The organism is Streptomyces sp. NPDC003943 (genome assembly GCF_053605265.1).
Genome location: NZ_JBSGIW010000139.1, coordinates 1 through 12,980, shown reverse-complemented (window position 1 = coordinate 12,980; position 12,980 = coordinate 1). Strand labels below are relative to the sequence as shown.

Sequence of the window (12,980 nt, the reverse complement as noted above, 5' to 3'; positions counted from 1 at the left end):
GCCGAGCTGGGCGGCGAGCAGGGCGGGTCGTCGGGACTGCCCGGCGGGAGGTCGAGCCCGCGCGCCGCGAGGAAGGCGCGGGCACCGTCGTAGCGGGGGCGCCCGTCGACCAAGGCGCGGTACTCGCGCTCGGCGTCGAAGGGCGGCTGGGGCCGCCGCGCGGTGCTCCACGAGGGCAGACAGCCGTCGAAGGCCCGCTTCCACGCCAGGGCGTGCAGGCGGGCGCTGTCGAGGAGGACGCCGTCGGTGTCGAGGACGACCGCGGTCACCGGGCGCGGCCGCTCGCTCCCGGTGACGCTCGTGGGGTCGCCTGTCGCCATCGTCGCTCCCTCGTCCTCCGTCGTCCTGCGTCGTCCTGCGTCGTCCTGCGTCCATCACGGTGGCCGGTCGGCCGCGGCCTCTTCCAGGGTTCCGCGGTCACGCCCCGGCGCAAGTGGGAGCGGCCGCCCGCGCGCCCCCTCCGGCATCGGGGCCGTGGCGTGCGGTCGTCTCGCCCGCCTGATGCGGTACGGCCCCCGGGGGCCGACCGGGCCTCCTGGACTGCCCCGCACGGCCCTCCCGCACCCGCCCGCCGGCGGCGCAGTCTGGAAGGGCTACCGCGGGAGGCACACCATGAGCATGCGGGAGACGATGTCGAGGGAAGGACGCGCCATGTCCGCACACCCCTACACCGTCGCTGACGTGATGACGAAGCAGGTCGTGGCCGTCGCGCCCGACGCCTCCTTCAAGGAGATCGCCACGGCGATGGAGCGCTGGAAGGTCACCGCGCTGCCGGTGGTGGAGGGGGAGGCGCGGGTCGTGGGGGTGGTCTCCGAGGCGGACCTGCTGCCCAAGGAGGAGTTCCACGACCACCGCCCCGGCCTCGTCGAGCAGCTGCGCCGCCTGGACGACACCGCGAAGGCGGGCTCCGTGCGGGCCCAGGACCTGATGACGACTCCGGCCGTCACGGTCCGCCCCGACGCCCCGCTGTCGCTGGCCGCCCGGCTGATGGCCGCGCACCGGATCAAGCGCCTCCCGGTGGTCGACGCGAGCGGCACCCTGCGCGGCATCGTGAGCCGGGTGGACCTCCTGAAGGTCTTCCTGCGCCCTGACGACGACCTGGCGGCCGAGGTGCGCTCCGAGGTCGTCGAGCGGCTCTTCCCGCTCTCCCGCGCGGAGGTGGTCGTGACGGTCACGGGCGGCATCGTGACCCTGTCCGGCCCGGTGCGCGACAGCACCCTCATCCCGGTCGCCGAGCGGCTCGCGCGGGCGGTGGAGGGCGTGGTGGACGTGCGGTGCCGGCTCACCGAGCGCTGACCGCGGACCGGCGGCCCGTGCCGGGCCGTCACGGACGGCACGTGGCGCGACCGGAGGGTCCGCCGGGTGACCGTGGCCCTTCACAGGGCCATGTCGCGGCGCCGTAGCAGCAGATGCGCGAGGAGCAGGCCGAGGACTCCCGCGCCCACGAGGACGCTGAGGCGGGCCCAGAGGACGGCGCCCTGGGCCAGGGCGTCGGCGGGCGTGTAGTAGTGGAAGGGGCTCAGGTAGCGCAGCGGGGCGGCGGGGTGCCAGGCGAGGGCGACGAAGTTGACGGCGAACCCGACGGCTCCGAGCGCGACGACCGTACCGAGGACCTGGGCGCGCCGGCGGCCGGCGGCCGACACGGCCAGCGCGGGGCCGGTCACGCACAGGGTGAAGCCGTAGCCCATGAGTCCGGCGGCGAAGACACCGCCGAGGCCGACGTCCCGGTGGACGGACGGGGAGAGGGCCACGCCGACGGCCAGGGTGAGGGTGGCGGAGGCGGTGAGGACGGCGGAGGCGAGGAGCAGTGCCGCGGCGCGTTCCGCGAGCAGCCGGGTGCGGGTGACGGGCCGGGCCATGACGAGTTCGATCGTGCCGGACTCGACGTCGGCGGCGACGGCCGCGGCGGCGAGGGAGCCGATCGCGGTGAGCTGGAGGGCGATCCAGAACGGATGGGTGAGTCCGGCGCCGAGGAGTCCCGGATGGCTGGCGATCGACACGTCGCCGCTGGAGCCGCTGAACGCCCGGTACGCGGACGGCGGCCTCACTCTGGAGAAGAGCTGTCCGGTCGGGACGGTGCCCGTGACGACGACGATGACGGTCTCGAAGGCGACCATGCCGAGCACCAGGGCCGTCAGCATCTTCCTCCTGCGGTGCAGGGCCAGCCACAGCAGGGGCCACCGGGTGTTCACGACGAGTCCCCGGTGGGCCCGTCGCGGTAGAGGTCGAGGAACGCCTCGTCGAGGCCGGCCTCCTCGACGGTGAGGTCGGTGACGGGCAGCGCGAGCAGAGCGCGCAGGGTGGGTACGACTTCGTCGGGCGGCACGAGGAGTTCGGCGCGGGGCCCCGTCCAGCTCGGCTGCCAGCGGTCCGCGTCGCCGAGGGGCCGCGGCCCCGGGCGGCCGGCGAGGCTGACCCGGATCCGGCGGGCCCGTACCTCGCGCAGCGCTGCGACGCTCGCGACGGTGACGAGGTGCCCTTCCCTGACGATGGCGACCCGGCCGCAGGTGCGCTGCACCTCGGGCAGGACGTGGCTGGACAGCAGGACGGTCCGCCCCGCCTCCGACGCCTCCGCCATCAGCCGGTAGAAGGTCTCCTGGACGAGCGGGTCGAGGCCCTCGGTCGGTTCGTCGAGGACGGCGAGGAGCGGGTCGTGCTGGAGGGCCTGGACGAGGCCGAGCTTCTGCTTCATGCCCCGGGAGTACGTCAGGACGGGGCGCCGCAGGTCCGCCGGGGACAGCTCCAGGCGGTCGCACAGCTCCGCGCGGCGCGGGGACGGCGCGCCCTGGAGGGCGGTGAGCAGGTCGAGCGTCTGGTTTCCGGTGAGTTCGGGGTAGAAGCGCAGCTCGCCGGGGAGGTAGCCGAGGCGCGGCGCGAGGGTGCGGTGGTCGGCTCCCGGGTCCAGGCCGAGGACGCGGACGCGGCCGTCGGTGGGTTTGAGCAGCCCGGTGAGACAGCGCAGCGTGGTGGTCTTCCCGGCTCCGTTGGGCCCGAGGAAGCCGAAGACCTCGCCGGGTGCCACGGTGAGGGACAGGGCCTCGACGCCGACGACGGAACCGTAGCGCTTGGTGAGGCGGCTGAGTTCGATGGCGGGTGCCGCGCTCATGTGACCAGTGTGGACCGCCCGGCGCCCCGCCTGCGGCGCTCCGGAGCGGGCGGCGGCACGGTGACGGCGGGGCGGTCGGCAGCGGGCGCGGTCTCGTTCACGTCTGCTCCTGCGCTTCCCGGCCGGCGAAGTCGGGCGGGACGATCTCCACCGGGCAGGGTGAGTGGTGGAGCACGGTGTGGGCGACCCGGCCGAGGGCCGGTCCGACGCCCAGGGCGTGGTGTTCCGCGCCCAGCACGAGGAGGTCGGTGTGCGCGCCGGCCTCGACGAGGGCCCCGGGGATGCTGGTGCCGGTCTCGACGTGGTGGCTGACGGTCAGCTCCGGGTAGGCACGCCGGACGAGGTCGGCCAGCCCCTTCACCTCGTGGACCCGGGCCCGGGCGATCTCGTCCAGGTCGTCGAGCATGGTGGCGACGCTGCCGACGTGGGTGAGCACGTTCCACACGCTGAGCAGCCGCAGCGATGCCTTGCGCGCCTGGGCCTCGGCCGCGGCGACGGGCAGCCAGCCGAGATCGGAGGCGCCGTGGACGGCCGCGGTGACCGAACCCGTCTCCGGCCGGTCGCCGTCGCCGCGCACCACGACCACCGGAACGGTGGCCCGGGCGGCGACGCCCAGGCCGACCGAACCGAGCATCAGGGACGCGAATCCGCCGAGTCCCCGGTGGCCCACCACGATCGTGCCCCGGCGGCCGGCCGTGGCGGTGAGTCCGGCGACCGGCTCGAGTGCGCTCAGTTCCTCGACCACGGTCAGACCGGGGTGGCGGTCCTGAAGCGCCGTGGCCGTCTCGCGAAGCAGCTCACGGCCCTCGTCGCGTACGGTCCGGAGGTCCTCCGCGGGTAGGTAGAGGCGGCTGCGGTCGGTGTCCGCGGCATGGACGAGATACAGGGCCCGGTCGCGGCGCTCCGCCTCGTCGGCGGCCCACAGGGCGGCTTGCCGGGCGGGCGGGGAGCCGTCGACCCCGACGGTCACGGCGCCCAGCTCGGGGCGGACGAGGGTCTCGCCGGTCACGGCTCCTCCTGGAAAGTCCCGCGGGAGCCGCCGGATGCTCCCTGCGGGGCCCCTGGAGCGCCCTCCACCACGATGCGCCGGCCGCTGACCCGGCGCGGGGAGAGCACCATGACGGTGTCCCGGCCCTTTCCCGCCCACGGGTTCGTGTGCAGCGACTCCCGCAGCCGCCTGGCCTCGGACTCGTCGGCGACGCGGCGGACGGGGCCGACGACGAGGACGCTCCAGCCCTGGCTGAACGCCTCGTCCACGTGGTCCGTCTCGAAGGCGATCTCCGTCCCGGCCGTACGGGCCGGTGCCGCGTCCGGCGCGGTCATGAAGACGACCTCGTCCCGCGCGATCTCGTAGTTGACGGGGAACACGACGGGCCCGTCGGCGGTGGTGAAGGCGATCCGTCCGACGCCGTGGGTGCCGAGCAGCCGCCGGCACTCCGGGTCGCTCAGCTCCGTCAGCCGGGCGTCGCGTCCGGCCCGGCCGACCGCAGCCGGCAGGTCGGCCGTGTATCCGGTCAGGTCCTGGACGGTGCACTCCAGGGCGTTGGCGAGGCGGGCCAGGAAGGCGACGTCGGGGGTGGCCACCCGCTCCTCCAGGTACGTGAGGTAGCTCGTCGCCGCGCCGGTGCGCGCGGCCACCTCTTCGCGGGTCAGGCCGAGCTCCTCGCGCCGGGCGGCGATCCGGCGTCCGATGTCGCCGCGGGCGTGCGGGGTGGTGTCGCCGGTCATCGTCGTTCTCCCTCGATCGGGGGGTGCGGTCGCTGCGGGACGACGGCGACCGGGCAGGAGGCGTGGTGCAGGGCCCGGTGGGCGACCCGGCCCAGTTCCAGGCCGAAGAGGGTCTCCCGGCGCCGTGCTCCGACGACGAGCAGGTCGGCCGCGGCCGAGCGCTCGACGAGCACCTTGTGCGCGGGGCCCTCCACGGTGCGGCGCAGCAGCCGCACCTCGGGGTGGGCCCGGGCGGCGTCCGCGACGGCCTTGTCCAGGAGGGCGACCGCCCGTTCCTCCTCGCCGAGCGTGCGGTCTCCGGTGAGCAGCGGGTGTTGGGGCGGTTCGTGGCCGGGCCGCCGCCAGGTACGGACGACGTCGAGGACGCAGTCGCGGGAGGCCGCCTCGCGGAACGCGAAGCGGACGGCGGGCGAGTCCACGTCGCTCTCCCCGATGCCGAGCAGGACGCGCTCGTGACGTGCCTCCAGGGCCTGCCGGTCGCCCCGCACGACGACGACCGGGCCGTGCGAACGGGCGGCCACGACGAGGCTGACGGAGCCGAGCAGCAGCGCGGTGAGTTCCCCACGGCCGCGGGAGCCGACGACGACGGCCTCCGCCGAGCCCCCTTCGCCGAGTAGCGCGCTCTCCGGGTCCTCGGGGAGGACGGCCGTGGTGACCTTCAGGCCCGGGGCGCGTCGCCGGGCGCGCTCGGCCGCGGTGGCGACGATGTTCTCCGCGAGCACCTGACCGGTCGGACGGTTCGTGCTCCCGGCCGGCACGGTTCCCTCGTACCGCTCCCAGAGCGAGGCGTACACGACGCGCAGGGGCAGTCCCAGCCGTACGGCCTCGTCGGCCGCCCAGTCGGTCGCGACGAGTGCGGCGTCCGAGCCGTCGACTCCGACCACGAGGGGCGTCTCCATCGCCGCCACCGCCTTTCGGGGGTGCGAGTTCCGGCATACACGTCGGCTCTCTGTCACGCTCGCATCCGACACCGGTGGCGGGGTAGGGCCGGTCGGTCCCCGGCGTGGGCCACCCGACCACCCGCCTGCTGCGCCGGCCAGGAGTGGTCCGGCGTGTGAGCGCCCCGGATGATGGAGGTCCGGCGCTTCGCTTCCGCGCGAGCGCCGACGGCGTGGTGGACGACGTGACACGAGGGAGGTGACCGGCCGTGACGCAGAGCATCGTGGTCGGCCTCGACGGCACGGAGCAGGCGGACGCCGCCGCCGCGTGGGCGGCCGAGGAGGCACTGCTGCGCGGCGCCGGGGTGTGCCTGGTGCACGTGGAGGAGCCGTCGCCCGAGGCGTTGCTGCCCCTCGTGGCGCGGGAGCCCGACGAGCGGTGGGCCGAGGAACTCCTCGCGCGCACCGCCGACGGGCTGCACGAGCGGTACCCGGGTCTGTCGGTGACCACGCGACTGCTGTCCCCCGGCTCCGGACCCGTGCCCGGTCTCGTCGCGGCGGCCGAGCAGGGCGAGCTGCTGGTCCTGGGCTCGCGCGCGCTCGGCAGCGTGGGCGGGTACCTGCTCGGCTCGGTCGGTCTGACCGTCGCGGGCCGGGTCGAGTGCCCCGCCGTCCTCGTCCGGGCGCAGGGCGTACCGGCCCCGGAGGGCCCGGTCGTCGTCGGTGTCGACCTGCGCCAACCGGTCGACAGCGTGCTGGATTTCGCCTTCGAGGAGGCCGCCCGGCGGCACGCGGAGCTGCATGCGGTGTACGCGCAGGAGCTCCCGCTCGCGGCTCTGGGCCCGGCGATGGTGCCCGACGTCCGGCTGGCCGTGGCCCCCGAGATCAATCGTTCGCTCGACGAACTCCTCCGGCCCTGGCGGGCGAAGCACTCCGACGTCACGGCGGTCACCCGCGTGGTGACCAGATCGGCCGGAGTGGAGCTGGTGGACGCCGCTCACGAGGCGTCCCTCGTGGTGGCCGGCCGGCGCACCCGGCGGTCGGTCCTGGGCGCGCACATCGGCAGCGTGGCCCACGCGGTCCTCCACCACAGCCCCGCGCCGGTCGCACTCGTCCCGCACGACTGAACCACGCGAGCCCGGAAGACCGGCCGGCGGCGCCCCAGGCAGGGGGCGCGACCGTGGGAGATGGGCCGCCCGGGCGGGGCCGTGGCGTGAGCGGGCATGTCGCCTTGCCTCGGCTCCTTCGCCCGCCGAGCGTTTCCTCACCGGACCGTGCGCGTGATCGGAGGCCCCAGTGGACGTTCCCCCGAGGATGCTGTCCGGTCCGGGCCGGTCGGCCGAACGGGTCGTCCGGCCCCGGCGAGCGCTCCGCGCGGGGGCGGCCCAGGTGGTCGCGGCGGCACTGGGGCTCGTGCTGGGACTGACGCTTCCCGCGGTCGACGGCGGGTACCGGGTGACCGCGGACCGGACCGTCGATGTGCTGAAGGTCGCCGGCGTGGGGGTGCTGAGCGTCGCGACCCTGTTCTTCTCCCTGTTGTTCCTGGTGGTGCAGTGGGCGGCCGGCAACTTCAGTCATCGGCTCGTGCTGTTCCGGTCCGACCCTTCGGTGTGGCGGGTCTTCGCCCTCGTGGTCGGCGTCCTGGTCTTCTCGGTCACCGCGACTCTGGCCGTCGGCTCGGAGCGCACCACTTCCGTGGCCGTTCCCGTGACGGCGCTGGTCCTGTCCGCCGGGGCTCTGGTGCTGGTGCGCCGGCTCCTGCTGAACGCCCTGCGTTCCATCCAGCTCGCCCATGTCCTCACCGACGTACGGGAACAGGGGCGTGCCGTGCTGCGGGCCATGTACCCGCCGACGGGCGGCGCGGACGGCGCCGGACGTGACGGCGCGGACGGCGGAACCACCGGCGGAACCGCCGGCGGCGCCGACGACCGGGCCGAAGCGGGGCGGCTGCCCGCGGTGGCGTCGACCGTCACGTGGACCGCCGGCTCCGCCCTCGTCGCCCAGGTGGACGTGTCGCGGCTGGTGCGCACGGCGGCCCGGGCGGAAGCGGTCGTGGTCCTCAAGGTGCCGGTGGGGGCGCCCGTCTACCCCGGTGACGTGGTGGCCGAGGTGCGGGGCGGCCGCGCTCCCGAAGCGGAGGTGCTGCGGGCGGTGGTGCCCGGCGTCGAGCGGGTGTTCCACCAGGATCCCGCGCTCGCCTTCCGCCTGTTGTCCGACATCGGGCTGCGCGCGCTCTCCCCCGCGGTCAACGACCCCGCGACCGCCGTCCAGGTCCTGGACGCCGTCGAGGACCTGCTCCGGCTGATCGCGGACGCGGACCTGGGCGCCCGGTCGATCGCCGACGGGTCGGGCGCCGTCCGGGTGGTGCTGTGCCAGCCGGCCTGGGCGGAGCTCCTCCGGGTCGGTTTCGACGACCTGTGCCGTGCGGCCTCGGACGCGCCCATGGTGCTGGCGCGCGCCCACGAACTGCTCGTCCGTGTGAAGGCGGTGGCCCGGGAGGAGCGCCTGGCCTCCCTGGACGAGCGGCTGGCCTGGGTGGAGCAGGAGTTCTCGGGGAGGCATCCGGCGTTCCTGTGGGGGGCCGGCGACCGCTGAGAGTCGCCCGCGCGCCGATGAGTTCTTCCGGCCCTGGCGGTCTCACCCTTTGTTGTCCGATGTTGTCCGACAGAACGCAGGAGGAACGCGTGGTCCAGCTGTTGAGAGTCCAGAACTTCAACGTCTCGAGTGACGGCATCGGCGCCGGTGAGGACCAGACCCTGGAGCGGCCGTTCGGTCACGTCGACCCCGGGCGGCTGTTCGCCTGGGCGGGGGCCACCGCGAGCTGGCCCATGCGTGCGGACCCGGGCGGCAGCCGGGGCCTGGACGACTACTTCACCCGGGACTTCGCCCACAACATCGGGGCCGAGATCATGGGCCGTAACAAGTTCGGACCCCAGCGCGGGCCCTGGCAGGACCACGAGTGGCGCGGCTGGTGGGGTGACGAGCCGCCGTTCCACACCCCCGTGTTCGTCATGACCCATCACAAGCGCCCGTCGTTCACCCTGTCCGACACCACGTTCCACTTCGTCGAGGGCGATCCGGCCACGGTCCTCGAACTGGCTCGGGAGGCGGCGCAGGGCAAGGACGTCCGGCTCGGCGGCGGGGTCAGTACCATCCGGGAGTTCCTCGACGCCGACCTCGTCGACACCCTGCACGTGGCGGTCTCGCCGGTGAAGCTCGGCTCCGGTCTGCGCCTGTGGGAGTCCCCTGACGAACTGCTCGACCGGTTCCACCTGGACGTGGTGCCCAGCCCGAGCGGAGTGACCCACCACCTGTTCTGGCGGAAGTGACCGGCCCTCAGGGCGGCCGCGGGCGGCAAACAGCCTCCCGGGGCCGCCCTGAGCAGGCTCCCGCCGCGCCGGCCAACGGGGTTGTCACCGGGCAAGTCGTACGGCTAGCCCACCGGTACCGGCTGCGGCAGGTGGGGAGTCGAGCGGTGCAGGCCCCGCCGGTCGTAGAGGCGGGTGAGCGCGAGGCCGAGGGCGAGTGACACCGCGAAGCCGATACCGATCATGGTCCAGGCGCGGCCGAGTCCGGCGTCGGTCCGGGCGCCGAAGTAGAGGATGGCCCGGATGCCGTCGACGACCTGGCGGAACGGTTCGAAGACGGCCAGGAAGCGGTAGAAGTCCGGGAGGGCCTGGAGCGGGATGGTGGCACCGGCCGACGGGACGGCCAGACCGATCAGGACCAGCATGGAGACGATCGGGCCCGGGGTGCCGAAGACGGCGAGCAGGGCCAGCGCGGTGATGCCCATGGCGGCCGTGGCGCAGGTTCCGAAGATCCACAGCTGGGGCAGGTGGGAGGCGTCGATCCCGATGACGCCGACGGCCGCCGCCATGGCCAGCGCGGAGGTCAGCATCGACAGCACGACCATGAGCGCCGAGCAGACCAGGAAGTGGTGCACCCGGGTGGTGTGCTGGGCGGGCTTGACGACGCGGAACGGGCCCTTGTCGCTGGCGGTGTAGCCGAGTGCGGTGTCCACCTGGGTGTGGATGACATTGGCGCCGAGCATGCCGCCGAGGACGAGGACGAGGGCGTAGAAGAAGGCGCTCAGGCCCAGGCCGCTGTGGTGTCCGAGGGGGTGGCCCTCCTGGACGACGGCCTTCACCGGGTCGGCGATCATCAGCTGGGCGGCGGCGCCCGGTGCGTTGGCGCCGTGTGCGGTGGCGCCGTGCCGGGTGGAGTCGTGTGCGGCGGCGCCCGAGGCCGGCTGATGCGCGGCCGCCTGGTGTGCGGCCGCCTGTCCGAGCTGCTTGCCCACCTGTGTCGAGGTGGTCTCGACGACCCTGCGGTTGATCTCGGCGGCCATGGAGGAGCCGAAGCTCCCGGCGGCGGGGTTGGTCAGCACGGTCATGGTCGGCGGACGCGGCGTGCTCTGTGCGGGGCCGGCGAGTGCCGCGACGGAGGCGGAGAAGTCGTCCGGGATGACGAGCGCGCCGAAGACCTTGCCGCGGGCGAGCAGGTCGTCGGCGGTGCCGCGGTCGACCTGCTTCCAGTCGACCTTCTCCTTCAGGTCGGCCGCTCCGGTGATCTGCGCGGTGATCTGCGCGCCCAGGTCGATCCGCCGACCGGCCACCTCGGTGCCGCGGTCGGTGTTGACCAGGGCGATCGGCAGGTCCTTCGTCGCGCCGACCGGGTCGTTGTTGGCGCCCAGGTAGAGCAGGGAGAGGACGAACGACAGCAGGCCGAGGATCACCGCCGACGGCAGCCACACGCCGCGCCGGCGCAGCAGCCCGCGGGCGCTCACGCGCAGCAGATGGGTGGGTTCGGGCATGGCAGGACTCCCGCTTTCGATGGGTGTCGTCGCTGGTCAGCGACGTACTAGAAACCTTCACTTTCCAACTGAAGAGTGACACTATCGAGTGAAGGTGTCCATTCGAGGGCCTGGGAGACTGATCACATACGGAACGCAGCGAGCGAGAGTGCCCATGAAGATCTCTGACCTGAGCCGTCTGTCCGGAACGCCGGTCGGGACGATCAAGTACTACCTGCGGGAGGGCCTGCTGCCGCCCGGCCGACCGCTCGGAGCCACGCTGACCCTCTACGGCGAGGAGCACGTGCAGCGCCTGCGCCTGATCCGCGCCCTCACGGCCCGCGGCGGCCTGTCCATCGCCGCCACCCGGGACGTCCTCGCGGCGATCGACGAGCCGCTCGACCCGCTCGCCACGCTCGGCGTCGTGCACTACGCCCTCCCCACCCCCGTCGACGCCGCCGAGACGGACGCGGTCGAGGAACAGACGCCACGGGTCGACGAGCTCGTACGCGCCATGGGCTGGGACGTCTCCCCGGACTCGCCGCACCGCCGGGCACTCGCCGCGAGCCTGATGGACCTCAGCCGCCTCGGCGTCGACTACGGCACCGAGGAGCTGCTGCCCTACGCCGAGCTGGCCGCCGCGGCCGCGAGGGTCGACGTCGACCGCCTGGAGGAACTCGACGACAGCGAGGACCGCCTCAAGCTCGCCGAGCACGCCGCCATCGTCGTGCTCCTGCTGGAACCGGTTCTCGCCCTCCTGCGCCGCCTGGCGCAGGAGAACGAGACCCGCCGCCGGGCCGCCTGGGCCCGTACGACCGAGGAGGCCGCCACCGATTCGCCGACCGGCCACGGCCGGCAGGGATCGGGGCGGCCCCGGCCGTGATCCGCCGGCCGGCCCTACACCGCCGCCGACCAGGTCGGCGCAGCCGCAGAGGACGGCGGCCCAGGCGGCGATGCGCTCGGCGAGGAGGGCGTCCTTGGCGTGGGCGGCCGCCGGATTGTCCCGCCGTCCCACGATCGGAGCACTCGTGACCCTCCACTTCCCCACCCGGCGCACCGCCCTGCGCGCCTTCGCCGGAATCGGCGGAGCTCTCGCGCTCGGCGCCACGGCCTGCAGCCCCGACGGCGCCGGGGCGTCCACCGGCCGTCGCCGGAGGACGACGCGCGACGGGGCTACTTCCCGAGGACGAGCGCGGGGAGTTCGCGCATGTCGTGGAAGACGGTGGTGTCAGGGCCTGCGAGCCGTTCGGCCGGCGTGAGACCGCCGGCGTAGCCGAAGGCGCGCATGCCGGCGGCGCGCGCCGCCTCCACGCCGGGACGGCTGTCCTCGACCACCGCACAGACCGACGGATCGACCCCCATCTGCCGGGCGGCGTGCAGGAACAGGTCGGGGGCCGGCTTGCCGCGGGAGACTTCGGTGGCGCTGTAGATGCGGTCGGCGAAGTGGGCGTAGAGGCCGGTGCGGCCGAGGGTGTGGCGCATCTTGTCGTGGGAGCCGCTGGAGGCCACGCAGGTCGGCAGGGTGATCGCGGCGAGCGCCTCGGGCAGTCCGTCGACGGGCGCGAGATCGGCGTCCACGGCTTCGCGGTGCCGCTGTTCGAAGCGCTCCGACCAGATCGCCGCGGTCCGTTCACCGAGCCGGGCGGCGACCTGCTCGCGGATGGCGGCGTGCGAGCGGCCGATGAAGCGGTCGACGACCTCTTCCTCGGTGAGCGGCCAGCCCAGTTCGGCGCCGAGGGCGACCTGGACGCGGGCGGCGATGCGTTCGCTGTCGACCAGTACGCCGTCGCAGTCGAATATGACGAGTTCAATCGGCTTGATCATCCCGGCAGCATAGGAGGTCTCCCAAGTGCGCACGGGTCGCTCGCTTTTGTCCAATACGCGAGGTGGGTTCCGCCGCGAGAGTCATGACTGCCGTCACGTCGACCAGGACGGCATTCTCGGCAAGAAGGGGAACTCCTCGTGAAGAAGTTGAAGGCCGCGCTGGCCGTCGCCGGTGCCGTCGCCACCTCCCTGGTGGCCTTCGCTCCGACCGCATCGGCGGCGGACGGCTGCCAGCGGGACTGGCTGACCGCGGGTCACTGGGGCACGTACAGCGTCGTCCAGAAGTCCGGCAGCGGCTGCCACGACGTGCAGGTGACCGAGGCGTGGGCGTCCGGTGGCGCCAGCGGCGACTCGTACCGCGCGCAGTACGTCAACTCCTCGGGTTCGTGGACGTGGGCCTCGCGCCCGTACCAGTGGATCCCGAACGGCAGCTACTCGGTGAACCAGTACATCCTGATCTCCGACCTGACCACGGGCCGCTACTTCGGCGTCTCGGCGTACAACACCTACGGCAGCGCCGTGCAGGTCGCCCACTGACGGCCTTCCGGTCGCACCTCGTCGAACTGGGGGTTGGAGTACTTGCCGTCGTTGGACGAGGCGTTGGTGTAGTACAGCGGCTGGAGGAAGTTCTGGATGAGCGGGTAGTCCATCT

Annotated in this window: 13 protein-coding genes and 1 pseudogene; 6 read left to right on the top strand and 8 right to left on the bottom strand. The window is 73.8% G+C overall.

Annotation, left to right across the window (positions count from 1 at the left end; translation table 11 throughout):
- A pseudogene (locus ACWEV0_RS34115) lies at positions 1-320 on the bottom strand (hypothetical protein); the annotation flags it as partial.
- A 331-nt stretch (positions 321-651) separates the two neighbouring features.
- Between ACWEV0_RS34115 and ACWEV0_RS34110 the strand changes: the two are divergent.
- Complete coding sequence (locus ACWEV0_RS34110) at positions 652-1,296, top strand: CBS domain-containing protein (protein ID WP_453153677.1); 645 nt, start codon at positions 652-654, stop codon at positions 1,294-1,296.
- 80 nt (positions 1,297-1,376) lie between these two features.
- Here ACWEV0_RS34110 and ACWEV0_RS34105 read toward each other — a convergent pair whose 3' ends face one another.
- From ACWEV0_RS34105 to ACWEV0_RS34085, 5 genes are all read right to left on the bottom strand, one after another.
- On the bottom strand, positions 1,377-2,192 hold the full coding sequence (locus ACWEV0_RS34105) for an ABC transporter permease subunit (RefSeq protein ID WP_453153675.1): 816 nt from the start codon (positions 2,190-2,192) through the stop codon (positions 1,377-1,379).
- Positions 2,189-3,106: an ABC transporter ATP-binding protein gene (locus tag ACWEV0_RS34100; RefSeq protein ID WP_453153673.1), complete on the bottom strand. Its 918-nt coding sequence runs from the start codon at positions 3,104-3,106 to the stop codon at positions 2,189-2,191. The genes ACWEV0_RS34105 and ACWEV0_RS34100 overlap by 4 nt, the downstream gene beginning before the upstream one ends.
- A 97-nt stretch (positions 3,107-3,203) precedes the next feature.
- Positions 3,204-4,115 carry a universal stress protein gene (locus tag ACWEV0_RS34095; protein WP_453153671.1) on the bottom strand — a complete coding sequence of 304 codons (912 nt, stop codon included), beginning with the start codon at positions 4,113-4,115 and terminating at the stop codon, positions 3,204-3,206.
- On the bottom strand, positions 4,112-4,834 hold the full coding sequence (locus tag ACWEV0_RS34090) for a helix-turn-helix domain-containing protein (RefSeq protein WP_453153669.1): 723 nt from the start codon (positions 4,832-4,834) through the stop codon (positions 4,112-4,114). Before ACWEV0_RS34090 ends, ACWEV0_RS34095 begins: the two co-directional genes overlap by 4 nt.
- Complete coding sequence (locus ACWEV0_RS34085) at positions 4,831-5,733, bottom strand: universal stress protein (RefSeq protein ID WP_453153668.1); 903 nt, start codon at positions 5,731-5,733, stop codon at positions 4,831-4,833. The genes ACWEV0_RS34090 and ACWEV0_RS34085 overlap by 4 nt, the downstream gene beginning before the upstream one ends.
- A gap of 248 nt (positions 5,734-5,981) precedes the next feature.
- On the opposite strand from ACWEV0_RS34085, the gene ACWEV0_RS34080 reads away from it, so the two are divergent.
- From ACWEV0_RS34080 to ACWEV0_RS34070, 3 genes are all read left to right on the top strand, one after another.
- A complete protein-coding gene (locus tag ACWEV0_RS34080; RefSeq protein WP_453153666.1) occupies positions 5,982-6,839 on the top strand; it encodes a universal stress protein in 858 nt (285 codons plus the stop codon).
- A 169-nt stretch (positions 6,840-7,008) separates the two neighbouring features.
- The gene (locus ACWEV0_RS34075) at positions 7,009-8,307 is read left to right on the top strand and encodes a DUF2254 family protein (protein WP_453153665.1); all 1,299 of its coding nucleotides are present in this window, start codon (positions 7,009-7,011) and stop codon (positions 8,305-8,307) included.
- Positions 8,308-8,396: 89 nt separating this feature from the next.
- Positions 8,397-9,041, top strand: coding sequence for a dihydrofolate reductase family protein (locus ACWEV0_RS34070; protein ID WP_453153678.1), 645 nt, complete (start codon positions 8,397-8,399; stop codon positions 9,039-9,041).
- A gap of 104 nt (positions 9,042-9,145) precedes the next feature.
- Here ACWEV0_RS34070 and ACWEV0_RS34065 read toward each other — a convergent pair whose 3' ends face one another.
- Positions 9,146-10,525 carry a DUF3533 domain-containing protein gene (locus tag ACWEV0_RS34065; RefSeq protein ID WP_453153664.1) on the bottom strand — a complete coding sequence of 460 codons (1,380 nt, stop codon included), beginning with the start codon at positions 10,523-10,525 and terminating at the stop codon, positions 9,146-9,148.
- A 154-nt stretch (positions 10,526-10,679) separates the two neighbouring features.
- Here ACWEV0_RS34065 and ACWEV0_RS34060 point away from each other — a divergent pair, with 154 nt between their 5' ends.
- Positions 10,680-11,387 (top strand): MerR family transcriptional regulator, encoded by a 708-nt coding sequence (locus tag ACWEV0_RS34060; RefSeq protein WP_453153663.1) that lies wholly within the window; start codon positions 10,680-10,682, stop codon positions 11,385-11,387.
- Between the two features lie 290 nt (positions 11,388-11,677).
- Here ACWEV0_RS34060 and ACWEV0_RS34055 read toward each other — a convergent pair whose 3' ends face one another.
- Complete coding sequence (locus tag ACWEV0_RS34055; protein WP_453153662.1) at positions 11,678-12,328, bottom strand: HAD family hydrolase; 651 nt, start codon at positions 12,326-12,328, stop codon at positions 11,678-11,680.
- Between the two features lie 138 nt (positions 12,329-12,466).
- Here ACWEV0_RS34055 and ACWEV0_RS34050 point away from each other — a divergent pair, with 138 nt between their 5' ends.
- On the top strand, positions 12,467-12,865 hold the full coding sequence (locus ACWEV0_RS34050) for a hypothetical protein (protein WP_453153661.1): 399 nt from the start codon (positions 12,467-12,469) through the stop codon (positions 12,863-12,865).
- Positions 12,866-12,980 lie beyond the last annotated feature (115 nt).